This window comes from Mesobacillus subterraneus (assembly GCF_000934845.1).
Lineage (GTDB): Bacteria > Bacillota > Bacilli > Bacillales > Cytobacillaceae > Mesobacillus > Mesobacillus stamsii.
Window position 1 is genome coordinate 23,753 of record NZ_JXIQ01000018.1, and the last position, 18,707, is coordinate 42,459.

Annotated in this window: 17 protein-coding genes and 3 pseudogenes; 10 read left to right on the top strand and 10 right to left on the bottom strand. The window is 43.1% G+C overall.

The features are described from left to right. Positions 1-74 precede the first annotated feature (74 nt). The 9 genes from mfd to UB32_RS03015 all read left to right on the top strand — a co-directional run bounded on the left by mfd (position 75) and on the right by UB32_RS03015 (position 9,984). Complete coding sequence (mfd, locus tag UB32_RS02975; RefSeq protein WP_044391088.1) at positions 75-3,611, top strand: transcription-repair coupling factor; 3,537 nt, start codon at positions 75-77, stop codon at positions 3,609-3,611. A 265-nt stretch (positions 3,612-3,876) separates the two neighbouring features. After that, a complete protein-coding gene (gene spoVT / locus UB32_RS02980) occupies positions 3,877-4,413 on the top strand; it encodes a stage V sporulation protein T (RefSeq protein WP_044391090.1) in 537 nt (178 codons plus the stop codon). Between the two features lie 167 nt (positions 4,414-4,580). Continuing rightward, positions 4,581-6,185: a putative polysaccharide biosynthesis protein gene (locus UB32_RS02985; RefSeq protein ID WP_044391092.1), complete on the top strand. Its 1,605-nt coding sequence runs from the start codon at positions 4,581-4,583 to the stop codon at positions 6,183-6,185. A gap of 30 nt (positions 6,186-6,215) precedes the next feature. Further along, positions 6,216-7,679, top strand: coding sequence for a nucleoside triphosphate pyrophosphohydrolase (mazG, locus tag UB32_RS02990; protein WP_044391094.1), 1,464 nt, complete (start codon positions 6,216-6,218; stop codon positions 7,677-7,679). A 39-nt stretch (positions 7,680-7,718) separates the two neighbouring features. Beyond that, positions 7,719-7,991: an RNA-binding S4 domain-containing protein gene (locus UB32_RS02995; RefSeq protein ID WP_044391095.1), complete on the top strand. Its 273-nt coding sequence runs from the start codon at positions 7,719-7,721 to the stop codon at positions 7,989-7,991. Between the two features lie 86 nt (positions 7,992-8,077). After that, positions 8,078-8,380 (top strand): sporulation protein YabP, encoded by a 303-nt coding sequence (gene yabP / locus UB32_RS03000; protein ID WP_044391096.1) that lies wholly within the window; start codon positions 8,078-8,080, stop codon positions 8,378-8,380. Then, positions 8,377-9,012 carry a spore cortex biosynthesis protein YabQ gene (yabQ, locus tag UB32_RS03005; RefSeq protein ID WP_044391097.1) on the top strand — a complete coding sequence of 212 codons (636 nt, stop codon included), beginning with the start codon at positions 8,377-8,379 and terminating at the stop codon, positions 9,010-9,012. Before yabP ends, yabQ begins: the two co-directional genes overlap by 4 nt. Before the next feature lie 43 nt (positions 9,013-9,055). Beyond that, the gene (locus tag UB32_RS03010) at positions 9,056-9,454 is read left to right on the top strand and encodes an FtsB family cell division protein (protein WP_044391099.1); all 399 of its coding nucleotides are present in this window, start codon (positions 9,056-9,058) and stop codon (positions 9,452-9,454) included. Positions 9,455-9,528: 74 nt separating this feature from the next. Continuing rightward, a complete protein-coding gene (locus tag UB32_RS03015) occupies positions 9,529-9,984 on the top strand; it encodes a S1 domain-containing RNA-binding protein (protein WP_044391100.1) in 456 nt (151 codons plus the stop codon). A gap of 191 nt (positions 9,985-10,175) precedes the next feature. Here UB32_RS03015 and UB32_RS18935 read toward each other — a convergent pair. The 10 genes and pseudogenes from UB32_RS18935 to mce form a co-directional block, all read right to left on the bottom strand. After that, positions 10,176-10,846 (bottom strand): annotated as a pseudogene (locus tag UB32_RS18935) (IS630 family transposase). Further along, positions 10,843-11,013 carry a helix-turn-helix domain-containing protein gene (locus UB32_RS19730; protein ID WP_128721481.1) on the bottom strand — a complete coding sequence of 57 codons (171 nt, stop codon included), beginning with the start codon at positions 11,011-11,013 and terminating at the stop codon, positions 10,843-10,845. The pseudogene UB32_RS18935 and the gene UB32_RS19730 overlap by 4 nt, the downstream one beginning before the upstream one ends. Before the next feature lie 367 nt (positions 11,014-11,380). Beyond that, positions 11,381-11,668 (bottom strand): hypothetical protein, encoded by a 288-nt coding sequence (locus tag UB32_RS20835; RefSeq protein ID WP_431305959.1) that lies wholly within the window; start codon positions 11,666-11,668, stop codon positions 11,381-11,383. A 31-nt stretch (positions 11,669-11,699) separates the two neighbouring features. After that, positions 11,700-12,011: pseudogene (locus UB32_RS20840) on the bottom strand (replication initiation protein); the annotation flags it as partial. 116 nt (positions 12,012-12,127) lie between these two features. Continuing rightward, positions 12,128-13,039: pseudogene (locus UB32_RS03025) on the bottom strand (IS1595 family transposase). Positions 13,040-13,703: 664 nt separating this feature from the next. Then, positions 13,704-14,291 (bottom strand): hypothetical protein, encoded by a 588-nt coding sequence (locus UB32_RS03030; protein ID WP_044391101.1) that lies wholly within the window; start codon positions 14,289-14,291, stop codon positions 13,704-13,706. A 16-nt stretch (positions 14,292-14,307) separates the two neighbouring features. Next, on the bottom strand, positions 14,308-14,835 hold the full coding sequence (locus tag UB32_RS03035; RefSeq protein WP_044391102.1) for a matrixin family metalloprotease: 528 nt from the start codon (positions 14,833-14,835) through the stop codon (positions 14,308-14,310). Positions 14,836-15,166: 331 nt separating this feature from the next. Then, positions 15,167-16,288, bottom strand: coding sequence for a tripeptidase T (locus tag UB32_RS03040; RefSeq protein ID WP_044391103.1), 1,122 nt, complete (start codon positions 16,286-16,288; stop codon positions 15,167-15,169). A 74-nt stretch (positions 16,289-16,362) separates the two neighbouring features. Next, complete coding sequence (locus UB32_RS03045; RefSeq protein ID WP_044391104.1) at positions 16,363-17,913, bottom strand: acyl-CoA carboxylase subunit beta; 1,551 nt, start codon at positions 17,911-17,913, stop codon at positions 16,363-16,365. Position 17,914: 1 nt separating this feature from the next. Next, on the bottom strand, positions 17,915-18,328 hold the full coding sequence (mce, locus tag UB32_RS03050; RefSeq protein WP_044391105.1) for a methylmalonyl-CoA epimerase: 414 nt from the start codon (positions 18,326-18,328) through the stop codon (positions 17,915-17,917). Positions 18,329-18,575: 247 nt separating this feature from the next. Between mce and UB32_RS20360 the strand changes: the two genes are divergently transcribed. Beyond that, positions 18,576-18,632, top strand: a complete 57-nt coding sequence (locus UB32_RS20360; protein WP_241768414.1) for a hypothetical protein — start codon at positions 18,576-18,578, stop codon at positions 18,630-18,632. The last annotated feature ends 75 nt before the right edge of the window (positions 18,633-18,707 follow it).

Genomic DNA, 18,707 nt, shown 5'->3' on the forward strand with positions numbered 1-18,707 from the left:
CTAAAAAGGCAATGGCTCTGATCAATAGTACAGTTATTAGAGTAAGATTTTTAACAAGAGAGGGAGAGGTTTGGATGCAAGGGCTTAAAGCTCTTTTTAGTCAACAGGATGATGTCCAATCTGTCATTTCCGGAATGGATGCAGGGCTTAAAGAACAGCTCGTTGCAGGTCTGTCCGGTTCGGCAAGGACTGTCTTTTTAGCGGCGATTTACGAACAGACAAAGCGTCCAGTCCTGATTGTGACACATAATTTATTGCAAGCTCAAAAGCTATATGATGACCTGGTGAATTTAGTAGGCGAAAAGGACGTGTATCTTTATCCAGCTAATGAGTTGATTGCTGCTGAGATCAGTATTTCCAGCCCCGAGCTAAAGGCGCAGCGGATCGAAGTGTTAAATCACTGGAGCAAAAAGAAAACAGGGATAGTGATTGTTCCGATGGCGGGTTTGAGAAAGATATTGCCGCCGAGGGAGCTTTGGTCAAGATTTCAGTTATCATTCAAGCTTGGGGATGAAGTAGAACTCGAATCGTTATGGAACCGCTTTGTCAGCATGGGTTATGTTAGGGCGGAAATGGTATCAGCGCCGGGCGAATTTAGTGTTCGAGGCGGAATCATTGATATTTATCCGCTTACATCCTCGGACCCGATCAGGATGGAGCTGTTTGACACGGAAGTAGATTCAATCAGAACGTTCTCGCTCGAGGATCAGCGTTCGAAAGAAAAAATGAAGGCTGTCGAAATCGGGCCAGCGACGGAAAATCTAGTGGAGCAGGAGCATCTGGATCGGCTAGTTTCGGGCCTTGAGGATGGTCTGGCAAAAAGCCTGCAAAAACTTAAAGATGACAAAGTGAAAACGCTGATGTTGCAGAATGTCGGCTATGAACTGGAACAGCTCCGCAATGGCCAAAAGCCGGATCAACTATTCAAATACTTATCGATTGCTTATGAAAAACCTAGGAGTTTACTAGATTACTTGCCGGCGAATGGTTTCCTGTTTATAGATGAAATCAGCAGGGTCCAGGAGATGAATGAATCACTCAGCAAGGAGGAGGCGGAGTGGTATACTAGCCTCCTTGGCGAAGGGCAAATTATCCATGATTTGAAAATTTCCCATCATCTTCCTGACTTGATGAGTAAAACGCAAAAGCCAATTGTCTATTTATCTTTATTTTTACGGCATGTACCAAACACAAGCCCGCAAAACATTATCAATATTTCCTGCAAACCGATGCAGAATTTTCATGGACAAATGAATGTGCTGAAAGGCGAAGTGGATCGCTGGCGCAAAGGAAATTATGCAGTCATTTTCCTTGGCTCGGATGCCGACAGGGTGAAGAAGCTCGAGCGCGTCCTCGAAGATTATGAGATTCATGCAGCAAAAGTGGGGAGCAAGCAGGAATTGCTTCCGGGCAAGGTGCAAATTACTCAGGGAAGTTTGAATACAGGCTTTGAATTTCCAATTCAGAAGATTGCCCTGATCACGGAAGAGGAGCTTTTCAATAAGAAAACAAAGAAACCAGCAAGACGGCAGAAGCTTTCGAATGCCGAGCGAATCAAAAGTTATTCGGAGCTGAAAATTGGTGATTATGTCGTCCATGTCAATCATGGAATCGGGAAATACCTTGGCATTGAAACGCTGGTCATCAATGGCGTCCATAAGGATTATCTCCATATTCGCTATCATGGGACAGATAAGCTGTATGTACCTGTCGAGCAAATAGACCTTGTTCAGAAGTATGTAGGCTCTGAGGGGAAAGAGCCGAAGATCTATAAGCTCGGCGGAAGCGATTGGAAACGTGTTAAGAGCAAGGTGCAATCCTCTGTTCAGGATATTGCGGATGATCTAATCAAGCTATATGCAGAGCGGGAGGCAAGTGTCGGCCATGCGTATTCACCGGACGGCGAGATGCAGCGGGATTTCGAAATATCGTTTCCTTATCAGGAAACAGAGGATCAACTCCGTTCCATCCAAGAAATCAAGCGGGATATGGAGCGGGAACGTCCGATGGATCGCCTGTTATGTGGGGATGTTGGCTACGGGAAAACAGAGGTGGCCATCAGGGCGGCATTCAAAGCGATTGCGGAAGGCAAGCAGGTGGCATTCCTTGTGCCGACGACGATCCTTGCGCAGCAGCATTATGAAACGCTTCGCGAACGGTTTCAAGACTTCCCGATCACTATCGGCGTGATGAGCAGATTTCGGACACGCAAGCAGCAAACGGAGACAATTAAGGGCTTGAAAGCTGGTAGTATTGATATTGTCGTCGGGACGCACAGGCTTTTATCAAAAGAAATCACTTATCGTGATCTCGGATTGCTGATCATTGATGAAGAACAGCGGTTCGGGGTTTCCCATAAAGAGAAGATTAAGCAGCTGAAAACAAACGTCGACGTCTTGACTTTGACGGCAACTCCGATCCCGAGAACCCTCCATATGTCGATGCTTGGTGTTAGAGACCTGTCCGTCATTGAAACGCCGCCAGAAAACCGTTTTCCGGTCCAGACCTATGTCATGGAATACAATGGGGAACTTGTTCGTGAAGCAATCGAACGCGAACTGGCGAGGGATGGACAAGTATACTTTCTATATAACTGGGTCGAGGACATTGAACGCAAAGCCGAAGAAATTTCGATGTTGGTTCCGGATGCACGCGTTACGTATGCTCACGGCCGGATGAATGAAAATGAGCTTGAATCGGTAATGCTTGGTTTCCTTGAGGGAGAGTACGATGTCCTCGTCAGCACGACGATTATTGAGACAGGTGTGGATATACCGAACGTAAACACCTTAATCGTTCATGACGCAGATCGAATGGGACTTTCCCAGCTTTACCAGCTGCGTGGAAGGGTTGGCCGCTCCAACAGGGTGGCCTATGCCTACTTTACGTACCGAAAAGACAAGATACTTACAGAAGTGGCGGAAAAACGCTTGCAGACGATCAAAGAGTTCACCGAACTAGGCTCCGGGTTTAAAATCGCGATGCGCGACCTGTCCATTCGAGGGGCCGGGAATCTGCTTGGTGCCCAGCAGCATGGTTTCATTGATTCAGTCGGTTTTGACTTGTATTCGCAAATGCTCAAGGAAGCTATCGAAGAACGCAAGCCTGAAAAAGAACAAATCCGCAAACCATCTATTGAAATCGATCTGGAGCTTGATGCCTATATCCCGGAAACTTTTATTTCTGATGGTCATCTTAAAATTGAGATGTATAAGCGTTTTCGTGCGATCGAGACTTTGAAAGATATTGATGAACTGAAAGAAGAAATCACCGATCGGTTCGGGGATTATCCTCAGGAGGTTGAAACTCTTTTCAAGGTGGCAGAGCTTAAAGTATATGCAATTACTGCAGGGGTGGAATCCATCAAACAGGGAAAGGATGTTGTGACGATTCTTTTAACTGAGGATGGCAGCACCCTGATTGACGGGCAGAAGGTGTTCAGGCTGAGCAGCCAGTACAGGAATGCAGTAGGTCTTGGAATGGATGGGGATAAGTTGAAGATAGTCATCCATACAAAATTACTGAAGGATCATCATTGGTTTGAGATTACTTTCAAGATGGTTCAAGGACTTCATGACTCCCAAAAAGAACAGGAACAGACAGGATCATGACGTGTGGAAAAATTTTGTAATATAAATGTAAAACAAGAAAGTGTTTCAATAAAGATAGACAAGGGTAAATTTCTGGTGTACGCAAAAATCGACTGGAAGGTTTATCCGTTTTTGGCACCTTTATCACTTCAAAGAAATTCACAATCAGAAGTGTATAGAACTTTCCATATGAAAGATACTAAGTTCAAATCTTGGTAAGGATGATTAAATAAGCCATTATCGTTACCAAAAAAATAATCATCAGATGAAAGTGAGGCAACATTGGATGAAAGCAACTGGTATTGTTCGTCGAATCGATGATTTAGGTCGTGTCGTTATTCCTAAAGAAATTAGAAGAACCCTTCGAATTCGTGAAGGAGATCCACTGGAAATTTTCGTAGATCGCGATGGGGAAGTAATTCTTAAGAAATATTCTCCCATCAGCGAATTGGGAGATTTTGCGAAGGAGTATGCAGAAGCGCTGTATGACAGTCTTGGCAATCCGGTATTAATTTGCGACCGAGATACTTATATCACAGTGGCTGGTGGTTCCAAGAAAGACTACTTGAATAAAAGCATTAGTGAACATGTTGAGAAGACAATGGAAGACCGTACTCCTTCGCTTGTGAACCAGCAATCTACCTTCGAGCTTGTAGAAGGGAACGAAGAGGCGATTTCTGCGTATACAATCGGTCCGATCATCGCAAACGGGGATCCAATAGGAGCAGTGATCATCTTCGCGAAAGAAGGATCCTTAGGAGAAGTTGAACAAAAGGCAGTGGAAACAGCAGCTGGCTTCCTTGCAAGACAAATGGAGCAATAACGGAGTTCTATCCCGCTTTTCTTATCATACCTGAATGGGCAGCTTTCTAAGCTGCCTGTTTTTTCATTTCGCAATTTTCCTTGTAGAGTGGTCTTTATCGCTTGGAGCTGGCATGTTCGTATTATGATATAATACGGTTGAAACTGATTATTGGAAGGAGCTGGGCGATGAAGCCCGTTGTAGATTCAATCGAATTAATGAAGGGCGCCATGATTTTGACCGTGGCAGCACTGGTTACCAAAATATTAAGCGCTGTTTACCGTGTCCCGTTCCAGAACATTGTCGGAGACATTGGTTTTTATATTTATCAGCAAGTCTATCCTTTTCTGGGCATCTTCACGGTTTTATCTACATATGGATTTCCTGTGATCATCTCTAAATTATACACAGAGGAGCAGGCAAGTGGTTATCATGGCAGGGCGGACAGGCTATTGGCCTTGTCGCTTTTGATTCTCGGTATGATGGGGGGACTGCTTTTTGCCTTTTTCTTTTTTGGCGCGTCTTGGATTTCCGGAAAAGTCGGAGATCCTGAATTAACGCCACTGTTCCAAGTTGTTGCAGTTCCGTTTTTGTTTTTCCCATTCATCTCGGTATTGCGGGGGTATTTTCAAGGGAAGGGAAATATGGTTCCGACAGCGATTTCCCAGGTTTCTGAACAATTCTTTCGCGTCACGACTATCCTGATCCTATCGGCAGTGTTTGTGCAGCACGGCCTATCCCTATATGTAACAGGAACCGCAGCAGTATTCGGATCAATAATCGGAGGACTTGTATCGGTGCTACTGCTAGGGTTTTTCTTTTTGAAAAATAGGGGCCAGGCCCCATTCAAGCATTTTTCTATTAAGGACATGCTTCATGATGCAGCATGGGCTGTAAAAGCACTTATGATACAGGGACTTGCCATCAGCGTCAGCGGTATGCTGTTGATCTTGTTTCAGCTAGCAGACTCGTTGAACCTGTATCATTCCTTGCTTGGTACAGGTTTGACGGCTATGGAAGCAAAGTCGGCAAAAGGGGTTTTTGACCGGGGACAGCCGCTTATCCAGCTTGGAGCTATTGTTGCAACCTCGATGTCATTGAGCCTTGTTCCAGCAATTTCTCTGGACAAAACAAACGCCCTTAAAGAAAGAATGCTCTCGAAGGTCCAGCTCGCGCTTCAGGTAAGCTTGGTTTTTGGCGCAGCAGCAGCGGTAGGATTGTCGAGCATCATCGCCCCGGTGAATCGGATGCTGTTTAGGAATTCCGATGGTTCAAATGTTCTCGCAGTACTGAGCCTGATGATCTTATTTGTCTCTGTTATATTGACGATTATGAGCATCCTCCAAGGGCTGGATCATCCGCTATTTCCGGCCGCAGCCGTGCTTTTTGGTTTTTTTCTAAAATATATCGCGAACCTTATTTTAATCCCGTATTTCGGGACGATGGGCGCTGCCTGGGCCACGCTGATAGCCATGCTCGCCGTTCTGCTCGTCTTGATGGCAAAATTACGGCGCGAATTGGGTGGCCCAGTTTTATCCATTCTGTTTATTAGCAAAGTCTTGCTATCTTCGGCTGTAATGGCTGTTTTTTTACGATTATTTTTATGGATAACAAATTTTGGTTATGCGTGGGTAGAACCGGATCGACTCGGAGCTATTTTCCAGGCAGTAAGCTCGGTGGCAATTGGGGCATTTATTTATTTTTTTGTACTGGTTAAAACAAAAGCTTTTCCTGAAGAGGAGCTGGCGTCACTGCCATTCGGAAGCCGGATTGTACAGCTTTTTACCAGGTAATGCCTAATGAAAAATAGGAGGAAGCGAGACATGAAGAAACAGATTGTCATTATCGGGCTTGGCGCTGGCGACCTTGATCAGCTGCCGCTTGGCGTATATAGAACGCTGCAACAGGAGAAGAACCTGTTTTTACGGACAAAGGAGCACCCGGTCGTTGCGGAGCTCGAGAAGGAGGGCATCCAGTTTCATTCGTTTGATGCGGTTTATGAGAAGCACGATCAGTTTGCGGCTGTTTATGAGGAAATCACGGAATTCTTGATGGCAGAAGCAAACAGGGCACCCGTAACGTATGTCGTTCCCGGACATCCTTTGATTGCGGAGCGAACCGTGCAGCTATTGCTTGAACGAGGTCCGAAACGTGAAATAGAGATCGCGATCGGTGGCGGTCAAAGCTTCCTTGATGCGATGTTCCAATCGCTGAAAATGGATCCGATCGATGGATTCCAACTGCTCGATGGCACGGCTCTTGTAAAAGAAGATCTGCTGCTTCGTAGCCATATTATCATCGGCCAGGTGTATGATTCGTTTGTTGCCTCTGACGTCAAGCTAACGCTGATGGAAAAATTGCCGGATGACTATGAGGTATATATCGTCACGGCAGCAGGTAGCAAGGAGGAAGTGGTAAAAAAAATACCATTGTATGAACTCGACCGGGAGATGGAAATCAGCAATCTGACATCGGTATATGTTCCTCCAGTGAAAGATGAGCAAATCCTCTACAAGAACTTTTCGAAGCTGCGGGGAATTATATCAGAACTGCGAGGACCAAACGGCTGTCCGTGGGATAAAAAGCAAACCCATCAATCCTTAAAGAAATACTTGATCGAAGAGTCCTACGAATTGCTTGAAGCCATTGACAATGAGGATATAGACCATATGATAGAGGAGTTGGGAGATGTACTTCTGCAGGTCATGCTTCATGCTCAGATTGGCGAAGATGATGGATATTTCTCGATTGACGATGTCATCGAAGGGTTAACGTCAAAAATGATCCGCAGGCACCCTCATGTTTTTGGCGGCAAGACAGTAGAAAATGAAGCAGATGTCCTGCGCAATTGGCAGGAAATCAAAAAGCAGGAAAAAGGCGGCGCAGTAAAATCAGTGCTTGAGGGTGCCGGCAAAGGACTGCCAAACTTATTGAGGGCATGTGAATTGCAAAAAGAAGCAGCGAAAGTTGGTTTTGATTGGAAGACAGTAGCCCCCATCCTCGATAAGATTAAGGAAGAAATCGAGGAGCTCTCAGCTGAAATGGGCGAGAATAGCCAGTTTGATGACATGGAATTAGAGTACGGCGACCTGCTCTTTGCGCTCGTAAACTTTGCAAGGCATTATAACATTAATCCTGAACAGGCATTACACAAGACAAACCAGAAATTTATTCGCCGTTTTGCTTTTCTCGAACAGAAAGCCGCTGAAAAGGGGCGGAAGCTTGAAGCCCATTCCCTGGAAGAGCTTGATGACTATTGGAATGAAGCGAAGAAACGCGGATTATAAGGTAATAAATACCAATTATTGAAAAGAGGTTTAATTGCATTGAGACTGGATAAATTTTTAAAAGTATCAAGATTGATCAAAAGAAGAACATTGGCAAAGGAAGTATCGGATCAAGGAAGAATTTCCGTCAACGGTGTTCCTGCAAAAGCGAGCACGAATGTAAAAGCCGGCGATGAGTTGGCGATCCGCTTCGGGCAGAAGACTGTTTCTGTCAAAATTGAGCGGATTCAGGAGAATTCTCGTAAGGAGGAAGCGGCAGAAATGTATACAATCCTTGGAGAAGACCGAATTCCCGGAGATGACCAAGAGTAATTTTGCTACATCGTAAGACTTGTTCTATTTTGACTGCTCCCATCATAAGCATGTACAAATGTGCATTATGATTGCGAGGGGTTAAGATGAACCAATATTATGAATCCAACCAAGCGAAAAGCAATTTGCCAGATCATGACTTAGTGATGAGGGGCAGACGGACATTAGAAATCACCGGAGTAAAGCAGGTAGAAAGCTTTGATAACGAAGAATTCCTGTTGGAGACAGTCATGGGATTTCTGGCAATTAAAGGTCAAAATTTACAAATGAAGAATTTGGATGTCGACAAGGGAATCGTCTCGATCAAGGGGAAAATCTTTGATCTGGTCTACCTAGATGAGCAGAATGGGGAGAAAGCTAAAGGATTCTTTAGCAAACTATTCCGATGACACTGTCGACCCAATTTTTGACGATGCTCGCCATGATTGGGATGGGCAGCCTATTCGGAGCTTCACTAGATACTCATAATCGCTTCCTGAAAAGATCAAAGCGGAAATCCTGGATCGTTTTCATCAATGACATCCTGTTTTGGGTATTCCAAAGTTTGTCGATTTTTTATGTGTTATTTTCCGTTAATTTAGGGGAATTGCGTTTTTATATCTTCCTGGCATTATTATGCGGCTTTGCGGCTTATCAAAGCTTGTTTAAGACAATGTACCTGAAACTGCTCGAGCAGACAATCACCGTTACGATCAATATGTATCTTTTCTTCGTCAAAGCTGTAATGATCCTCCTAGTTAAGCCGCTGCGAGTGCTTGTCACTACTGCTCTATCACTCGTACTCCTTATGGGGAGAGGGCTTTTTTCTCTGCTGAAATGGATTCTTTTCGTTACGTTATCGCTGCTGAAAAACCTCATTTTGAAGCCAGTTAAGATGATATTGCTGTTTTTTTGGAAACTTTTGCCGAAAACAGTTAAAAAAAGCGTCGAGAAGTTATATAATAAATGGGCAGGATTTCTAAATGTCGTAAAGAATTATGTTACTAAGCCGATAAAATGGATAAAGAACTTTAAGAAATAGATACCATAAAAGTGAAAAATACATGTTAGGGGGACTGCGGGGAATGAGTGTTATCAGGAAAAGGAATATAGCCAGGATGGAGAACCAATACGTACAGCAGCACAAAAAAGCGGGTATAGCACAAACAAGGAAGCGAAAACTGCTGTTTAGGCGCCTCGCAGTCTTTGCTCTATTCGTATCGATCATCTCCTATTTGATGATCTCCACCTTCGTATCCCAGACGGCTGCGCTGGAAAAGAAGCAGACGGACAAAGCGCAGCTAGAGCAAAAATTAATAAGCCTAAAGAAAAAGCAGAAAATTCTCGATGAGGAAATTGTCAAATTGAATGATGACGAATACATAGCGAAGCTTGCCCGCAAGGAATACTTCCTATCCGAAAAGAACGAAATCATCTTCAACCTTCCAAAAGAGAAAAAGAACTCCCAGGATTCGGCTTATTGACACTCTTTTTTGATATTCTGTATAATATAAAGTAAGTTTGATTTTTTATATCTTTAAGGAGGCAAAACTTTTTTATGTCAATCGAAGTAGGCAGCAAGCTACAGGGAAAGGTAACAGGTATTACAAATTTCGGGGCGTTTGTGGAACTGCCGGGAGGCTCAACTGGACTGGTCCATATCAGTGAGGTTGCAGACAATTATGTCAAGGATATCAATGACCACCTCAAAGTGGGCGACCAGGTTGAAGTAAAGGTAATCAATGTTGAAAAAGACGGGAAAATAGGTTTATCAATCAAAAAAGCGGTGGACCGTCCAGACCGACCAGAGCGGCCTGCAAGACCAGACCGACCAGACCGACCTTACTCTCAGCGTCCTCGCGGTGGCGGAAGAGGAAATGACACCCGAAATGTCCGTCCTGAAAATTTCGAGTCCAAAATGGCGAAATTTCTGAAGGATAGTGAAGACCGTTTGTCAACTCTGAAACGTGCTACCGAATCCAAGCGCGGTGGTAGAGGAGCCAGAAGAGGGTAACTTGCTGCTAAGTGACGATATATAATAGCAGGTAATATGCTATACCAAGACAAGTCGATTGCTGGCTTGTCTTTTGTCTTGTTTAGAAAATTATTTAGTTGTGGATTAAAATGAAATTTCTATATAGAATGCCAAAAAGAATCCCTATAAATGAATGCAAAGACGTTCTACAACGTTTGACAAATCTTTGCTTATCTCTTCAAGGAATGATTTGACGGCAACCCTAATTTTTTTACCGAAGAAAAGAAGACGTTATGGGTCACAGACTTTTTTAGCCAGCCCCACAGGCTTTCAACCAGATTTAGCTGCGGACTATATGGAGGAAAACAAATTTCAGTTTGTCCTTATTTTCATCAAGGAACGGCTGGATCATCTTTGCATAATGGATGCGGGCATTATCTAGAATCATGACGGTCTTTCCCGTCGGATAGGTGGCAAGGAAATTCTTCAGGAAGCCAAGGAAGACTTCGGCATCGTACTTGCCATGTTCCTCGAAGTAGACATCGCCTGTCTCATAGTCCAGGGTTGCGAGCAGTTTTGCCCCTTCGTGCTTCCCATACGTGGGAATGATCTTTTGCTCTCCCTTCGGAAACCAGGTTCTTCCGATTGCCTGGTAATCCCTGATCATGCATTCGTCCTCGAACACGATTCGATCAATTTCGCCATGAAGCAATTTTTTTAACTGGTCGAATTCCTGTTTGAATTCTTCCTGTTTTTTTGGGTCTGCCATCGCAAGAGAATAAGTCGGGCGGGTATTGCTAAAGCCAAGGCGGTGGAGCAGCCAGTTCGTTCCCCTTCCTGAATAAGTGACCTGAAACTCTTTTTCAATCCAGGCTGCAAGAAGGGACGCGGTCCAGTTCATTGCGGCAGTTGCCCTACCTCCGCAGGCGTCTTATCCCTGACTGTTTCATACACTTTCTGTTCCTGTTCAGGAGTTAGCATCGGACGTCTTCCAGTGGAACAACCCATATCAAGGCCAGCAAGACCGGATGTACGGTAGGCTTTCACATAGTCACCAATGGAAAACATTTCGTCAATCTATATATATTGTTCAACAAACTCTAATTTAACTGGAGCAATCCTTGAAATTCAATATGAACTTATATAGTTTATTTCTTTTCTTTTTTAGTTCTGTAAATCACATATTTTTCTATGCCATGTCCTATGAATCCAATTATAATCCCTAAAAGAAGACCACTAAAAACAGGGCTTGATAAGTGTTTAGACAAGTAGATTGAAAAAAATGATGATGCCAGTATACACCGAGATCTATTGAAACCGACATAAAATCGTGCAAAATAAGGATTCATAAAGTTCCATACGACTTGTCTCAAAACTCTTACCGTTGTAAATCCGAATTTTCCTGATACTCCCCCATAGAGGAGCTCATGTTTTTTTAATAAGGTATTTCAGTATATTCTTTGGCCTTTGCTGGATCTAGACGTCGTTCAATAACATTTTGAGCGAAAATTTTTTCTGTTTCACTTTTTGGGAAAATGTTGAATTTCACTTCAAACACGCTACATCCTTTCTTAATTGGACTGTATCTGACACTAATGTCTGTTAATTCGTTAGTTTTCTTCATAGCTTGTTCAATTACAAAACGTTTAAAATCAACCCATCGTGGCAAGGTGTCTTTTGAAATGCATAGGAGCTTTCTTAATTCATCTATTTCATATATGATTCCTGAATTATTTTCGTACGACTTTAATAATTCATACCACCGTACTGTACTGCCTTTTCCTAGTCATAATATACAAATAATTGTATTTAGTGAAGAAAGCTTTTAGCTGCAACAAGTATGGCTTCAAATCACTATCAAGTTCAACGTCTATTATCCCCTTACTTGGATATACACGGACTTTTCGATAACCAGCTCATTAGCACTTCACTTTCATCCTCTAGTGCTATCCAAAAACTCTTATCTCGAGCGCTCTCAGAGATTTTTTTATCTTTATGTAGTTCCCTCCATTTTCGCGGTCAATACCACATACATCGCAGTACTCCTGAATCGAAAATCGGTATTTTTTAAAATCTTCATACTTGTTGAGTTAATTGAAGAAACCTTTCTGCATCTGACTGCCTAATTTTTCTAATTTTCACTGTAATTACCACTGGGCTTGTACTGAATTATAAAATCTGATTATCCAACTAGCTCAGTATAGGTTACAGTGGTTGATGAAACACAACATTGAGCCAATCGGTTAAACAGTTCGTTTTTTATTGCTCGACGGTTGAATCGATAACAGAATTCATCCAGGTATGGCTTGCAAATGTTTGGAATCCAACCCATGAAGGTCCCGCCAATAAAGGCTTTAGCATTGGAGATGACCGTATGAAGCCACTTTAGATGATCTGGGTTATCCACTGGATTAAAGAGTTTGGCTTCATGATTAAACCCTTCTTTCGCCAAAGCTTTATAAGATCGGTACTTATCACTTGTAATGGTTGATCCAGACTCGATGAACTTTTGTGCAAAGGTAACAAGTGTAACACCTTTAACGTCAGGAATCACTTGCATCTTAAGATATTTAGGATGACCTTTCTTATCAAGCGAGAGAGCAACAAGGACGGGGGTTTGATCCGTACCGCGCCCGCGTTTACCGCCTTCTGTGGGCGCTCCGAAAAAAGCATCATCTAGCTCTACAATGCCAGCTAGGGTATACATGCTATCACGCTCTCCCATTGCTTTACGGACCTTATGTTGGATCGTCCAAGCGGTTTGATAGGCAACGCCAAGTTCATCAGCAAGGAACGTGGCAGAAACCCCACGCTTGTCATGAACGATGAGGTAAATCGCCCAAAACCATTTTACAAGGTCTGTGCGAGTTTTCTCCAACACAGTACCTACAGTGACCGTTGTTTGATGGTGGCAATTCGTACACTCATACAAAGGAAGTTTACGGGTTTTGATTTCTTAAGCCCGATCGTGCTGACACTTTTGGCAGCGGAATCCATCAGACCACTTCATCTTGTATAAATGCTGATGGCACGCATCTTCCGTTTGAAATGCTTTTTGAAACTGTATCAAATTCATAGATTCCTTTTTAGCCATCTAAATCACTCCCGAACCAATGTTTGATTTTAGTATACCAAACATTAGTTCGTATGAAAAGAGGAAACTGAGCTAAATGGATAATCAGAATAGATTATTATCGTTGCGTGGTGAATGAACAGTTTTCCAAGTATTATATCGGATTCTTTCGTTTCATTTTTAGGGATATTGAAAAAAAAGGTCAGCTAATAGACATTTTGCCGATTACTTCTCCTGGAACTGTCTAAGAAAACAACTCATTTCCTGGACATTTTGCCTTCAACTTCTCTCTGAAATGTCTATTAAAACACATTTCTTGCCACTACCAATCCCTTTTCAAAGACCCTCTTTATTCTAGGCGTACAGAAACCGATGACGAATTCATAGACCATGAAAGTGAAATTAAATTACAAGAACACTGGTACCAGGACTTGTATTTCGAAATCGAGACAAAGGAACTGGGGCTTGAATTGGATCATCGGAAAAAATGCCTCATTCCCTTTTGATAAGTTGACTTCATTTGAACGGACCATCCTATCACTCCATGAAGATACGGGTTTAACTTATGAGGAAGTTGGCCTACAGATGAGCTATCATCTAGATACCATTTGGTCAAATAGCAAACAAATTAAACACTTAATAAATAAACCCTCCAAGCCAATACATGCCTTGGAGGGTTTTATTTTTACTTTCCGTACTTCTCTTTTGCTTCGTTAAACAATTTTGCAAAATTTGCCCGCTCTGCTTTTACTTCTTCTTCCGGCTCGTCTTCATCCGCATACATCTCAACGTCATCTGTGTTTAAAGGTACTTTCCCAAAGGTAACTCCTCGTATTGAGAGCACACCATCTCGTTCAATTAAGAACAGGAGATAATCTTCTCCGTTTTTCATTTCTTTGTAGCCATTTGTCGTATGAATAATACCCTCGTGTTCATAGACTAATTCACCAACACTAATTTTGGCATTAGGTTTGACCTTTTCATTTCCGTCTGTCTTGATAACTTCCTTAACAAGGAATTCGGCTTCAGTCCATCCGGAAATAATATTATCATTTACTTTTGATTTTACTTTTTTCTGACCCAGCTTCCCTAATTTTTTTCCGCGAACAATAATAGGACTCTCATTTTCCATTTCACTCAATGTTTCAAATGATACGACTTTCGCATGATCGCTGATTACTTTTGGCTCTGAACCATTAAAGTTCTTTGCAACAAATAAACCTCCAAATGTTAATGTTAAAACGGAAATTCCAACGATTAGTATTTTTTTCATTTATTTTTACCCCTTTTTAATATAATCTTGCAATTCCAGCTTTATCGTCAGATAAAGGGTAGTCTTTATTGTTAAAGTTATATTGACGCATTACTGCTATACTATCGTTTTCTTTCTGAGTATGTGCTAGTCCTAATGCATGCCCCACCTCATGAACAATAGTTTCCCTTTCCTGTGTTTCAGTTAACTCGAACCAAGCCTTGTAAATAATGATATGGCCATTTGAACCGCTGACATAGCGTCCATAAGTATCTCCACTATAAGCATTCGCCCATTCAATATATACATCTGCGTTAGAAGTGCTGGATACCCTTGTGGTAAATTGAATTTCTGGCAGCGCATCCCACTTGTTCACGGATTGGTCCACTTCTGTCCACTTGTAACCACTTTGAAAATTTTTAAAGTCTGGATCTACCCAGTAATAAGCATCTGTAGGGTAGTATATCTTTGGCGCAGTGTTAAACAGATAAGCATATGCATTACTCCCTGAAACAAATAAAAACATAACAATGGACAAAAGCGGAAGGATCACTTTCTTTTTCATTTTATGACTTCCTTTCTATATTATGGTTTTTGCAAAGATAGAATACCAGATAAGAAAATCCTAGTCTATCAAAAAAATTATTTTTTTAAAATTTTCAGAAATTATATCAGACAGTCTTTCTCTCTATAATGTTGTATATTTCACCAAAGGTTCTGGTATTCGATGGGCAACAAATTCAAACATGACATTATAAACCTGTTCTGCAAAGCCAAGAAGCTGATAATTGTCCATCTGTTCATCATTTGGAGAAAGCGTCAAGATGTCTATTAAAATCTGTAAGTTCTTATAAAAAGGGCTTCCCCGTGCAGGGAAGCCTACTTTTTCTCATTTTTTATTGTGCAGCTACTTCTTGAATCAATGCGATGACCATCTCGGCAAGCTTCTCTAGCTCTTCGATTGGCATTCTTTCGTTTGTTGTGTGGATTTCTTCATAGCCAACTGCCAGGTTGACTGTCGGGATACCAAAGCCGGCAATGACATTCGCATCGCTTCCGCCGCCGCTTTGGAGCAATTCTGAGCTTCTGCCGATTTTTGCGGCAGCTTTTTGAGCCAGTTGCACAACCAGGTCGCCTTCACTGAATTTGAAGCCTGGATACATAACCTGGACATCCACTTCAGCTTTTCCGCCCATTTCCCGTGCAGCTGATTCGAATGCTTCCTTCATTTTTGCCACTTGCGCTTCCATTTTTTCCGGGATTAGCGAACGGGCTTCAGCAAGAATTTCGACGCGGTCGGCCACGATATTTGTCTGTGTTCCGCCCTGGAAACGGCCGATATTTGCGGTTGTTTCTCCATCAATACGGCCAAGCGGCATTCTGGCCACTGCTTTGGCAGCGATCGTAATGGCGGAAACACCTTTTTCAGGAGCAACACCTGCGTGGGCGGTTTTGCCATGAATGACAGCCGACACTTTCGCCTGCGTAGGAGCGGCGACAATAATGTTTCCTACCTTGCCGTCACTGTCGAGTGCATATCCGTATTTCGCTTTTACCAAAGAAGAAGCTAATGCCTTGGCACCAACAAGCCCTGATTCTTCCCCGACGGTAATGATGAACTGGATTGTTCCATGAGGGATCGATTGTTCCTTCAGGACACGAATCGTTTCAAGCATGACTGACAGTCCCGTCTTGTCATCTGCACCAAGAATGGTTGTCCCATCTGTGACAACATAACCATCTTTGATGGATGGCTTTACTCCATTTGCCGGTACGACTGTATCCATATGGGAAGTGAAGTAGATGGTATCGACACCTTCTTTTGTCCCTTCCAAAGTACAGATCAGGTTACCAGCACCATGCCCTGTTTGTGCAGTCGTATCATCCTCGATGACATCCACTCCGAGGGCCGCGAATTTCTGCTTGAGAACGCCAGCGATCTCTGTTTCATACTTTGTTTCGGAATCAATTTGGACAAGCTCTAAAAACTCATTCAATAAACGTTCGTTATTAATCATCCTGGCCAACCTCCAATTATGTATATACTACTTGAGTATAACGCTAATGGACGGACAACACCAAACACTAAATCCTATAGCGGAATGTTGCCATGCTTTTTGCCCGGCCTGGCTTCTTTCTTTGTCCGGAGCATCTCAAGTGCCTGAATCAATTTGATCCGTGTATCACGCGGATCAATGACGTCATCGACCATTCCCTGGCTGGCCGCGACATATGGATTCGCAAATTTATCACGATATTCATTGATTTTTTGCTGTCTTGTCTGGTCAGGATTTTCGCTAATCTGAATCTCCTTGGCGAAAATAATATTTGCGGCTCCCTGTGGTCCCATTACTGCAATTTCGGCATTTGGCCAGGCAAAAACTAGATCTGCCCCGATGGATTTACTGTTCAGGGCAACATATGCTCCCCCATATGCTTTCCGTAAAATAACCGTTAGTTTCGGAACAGTTGCTTCTGAATAAGCATAGAGAATTTTTGCACCGTGGCGGATGATCCCACCATGCTCCTGCTTGATTCCCGGAAAAAATCCTGTCACATCTTCAAAGGTGATAATTGGGATGTTGAAAGAATCGCAGAATCGGATGAATCGAGCTGCTTTGTCGGATGAATTGATATCAAGTCCCCCTGCCATCACCTTTGGCTGGTTGCAGACAAGACCAACAACTTCCCCTTTGATTCTCGCAAGGCCAATCACAATATTTTTGGCGAAATCCTTCTGTATTTCCAAAAATGAACCAGGATCGACAACCTGCTCGATTACGCTGCGCACATCATAAGGCCTGACAGCGTCAAATGGAATCACGTCTGTTAAGTCTGGACGATAGTCATCCTGATCATCTGCTTCAAGACGCGGAGGTTTTTCTTCATAGTTTTGTGGCAGATAGCTTAACAGCATTCTTACCTGCTCCAATGTTTCTTCTTCGGATTGGCCATGGAAATGAGCGTTGCCGCTGATTGTATTATGTACGATGGCACCGCCTAAATCTTCGGCGGAGATTTTTTCACCTGTAACCGTTTCAATTACTTTTGGCCCGGTGATGAACATTTGACTCGTTTTTTCGACCATGAATACAAAGTCAGTAATCGCTGGTGAATACACTGCTCCCCCTGCACAAGGTCCCATAATCGCGGATATTTGGGGGATTACCCCTGAGTAAATGGAATTACGGTAAAAGATCTGACCGTAGCCATCAAGAGAAACGACACCCTCCTGGATCCTTGCTCCGCCGGAATCATTTAATCCGACAAATGGAGCGCCATTTTTGGCGGCAAGATCCATCACATTAGCGATTTTCTTTGCATGCATTTCACCCAACGCACCGCCGAAAACGGTGAAATCCTGAGAAAAAAGATAGATCGCCCGGCCATTTACTTTTCCATAACCAGTGACTACTCCATCCCCGGGTCCCTTTTGATTCTCTAGCCCAAAATCGGTGCTGCGATGCTGGATGAATGGATTCAATTCTACAAAGCTGCCTGGGTCCACAAGTAGTTCGATTCGTTCACGGGCTGTCAGCTTGCCCTTTTCATGCTGTTTTTCAATTCGGTCGTCACCGCCACCCAATTCGATTTCCCTGCGTCGATCATATAATTCATTAATTTTTTCATAGATGTCTGTCATTTTATTCAGCCTCCCTGTTACTCTGGCAAAGTTCGTATAAAATGCTGCCGGTCGATTTCGGGTGCATGAATGCTACAAGTGCTCCGCCTGCACCTTTCTTTGGTACATCCTGAATCATCTTGATCCCGTTTTTCTTCATATCGTCGATTCTGTCCTGGATCGACTCAACTCCTAGGGCAACATGGTGGATCCCCTCCCCACGCTTCTCCATAAAATGGGCAATCGCACTATCCTCTGATAGTGGCTCCAGAAGTTCCAGCTTCGTTTCTCCCGCTTGCAGAAAAGCGACTTTCACCTTTTCGCTGGCCACTTCCTCAATCCCCAGTAATGGCAGCTTCAGTACGTCTGTATAAAACGGGAGGGCATCCTCAAGAGATTTGACAGCAATGCCGATGTGATCAACTTTTTTTATCATCTATTTCCCTCCAACCATTATTTAAAAATAGTTAATTATTTTACTATTCGACAAATTTGTCGCAAAACCTTCTCCTTTACATCGTGAAAAGCGTGATTTTGGTAAAAAGGAGAATATAGACAATATCCTAATCAAAGTGGTTGTTGAAACGGTTCTTGCAAGGTAAAATAATAGAAGGAGAATAGGAAAGTGGAAGGGGGAATTTTTCATGCGGAAACCGAATATCAGAAAAGCAGTCGTTTACGTTATGCTTCTTACTATGCTGGCTTCGACCCTTCTAATGGGCTTAGCTACCTTCCTATAGAGATAAAGAACAAAAAGCGCAAGCGCCTCGAACAGCCCCGACAAGCGCTGCCCGCCGATAACGCCACGTCCTGTG

Coding starts and splice junctions, on each gene's coding strand:
- mfd (WP_044391088.1), top strand. CDS start 75: ATGCAAGGGCTTAAAGCTCTTTTTAGTCAACAGGATGATGTCCAATCT.
- spoVT (WP_044391090.1), top strand. CDS start 3,877: ATGAAAGCAACTGGTATTGTTCGTCGAATCGATGATTTAGGTCGTGTC.
- UB32_RS02985 (WP_044391092.1), top strand. CDS start 4,581: ATGAAGCCCGTTGTAGATTCAATCGAATTAATGAAGGGCGCCATGATT.
- mazG (WP_044391094.1), top strand. CDS start 6,216: ATGAAGAAACAGATTGTCATTATCGGGCTTGGCGCTGGCGACCTTGAT.
- yabP (WP_044391096.1), top strand. CDS start 8,078: ATGAACCAATATTATGAATCCAACCAAGCGAAAAGCAATTTGCCAGAT.
- yabQ (WP_044391097.1), top strand. CDS start 8,377: ATGACACTGTCGACCCAATTTTTGACGATGCTCGCCATGATTGGGATG.
- UB32_RS03010 (WP_044391099.1), top strand. CDS start 9,056: ATGAGTGTTATCAGGAAAAGGAATATAGCCAGGATGGAGAACCAATAC.
- UB32_RS03015 (WP_044391100.1), top strand. CDS start 9,529: ATGTCAATCGAAGTAGGCAGCAAGCTACAGGGAAAGGTAACAGGTATT.
- UB32_RS19730 (WP_128721481.1), bottom strand. CDS start 11,013: ATGTTTTCCATTGGTGACTATGTGAAAGCCTACCGTACATCCGGTCTT.
- UB32_RS03030 (WP_044391101.1), bottom strand. CDS start 14,291: ATGAAAAAAATACTAATCGTTGGAATTTCCGTTTTAACATTAACATTT.
- UB32_RS03035 (WP_044391102.1), bottom strand. CDS start 14,835: ATGAAAAAGAAAGTGATCCTTCCGCTTTTGTCCATTGTTATGTTTTTA.
- UB32_RS03040 (WP_044391103.1), bottom strand. CDS start 16,288: ATGATTAATAACGAACGTTTATTGAATGAGTTTTTAGAGCTTGTCCAA.
- UB32_RS03045 (WP_044391104.1), bottom strand. CDS start 17,913: ATGACAGACATCTATGAAAAAATTAATGAATTATATGATCGACGCAGG.
- mce (WP_044391105.1), bottom strand. CDS start 18,328: ATGATAAAAAAAGTTGATCACATCGGCATTGCTGTCAAATCTCTTGAG.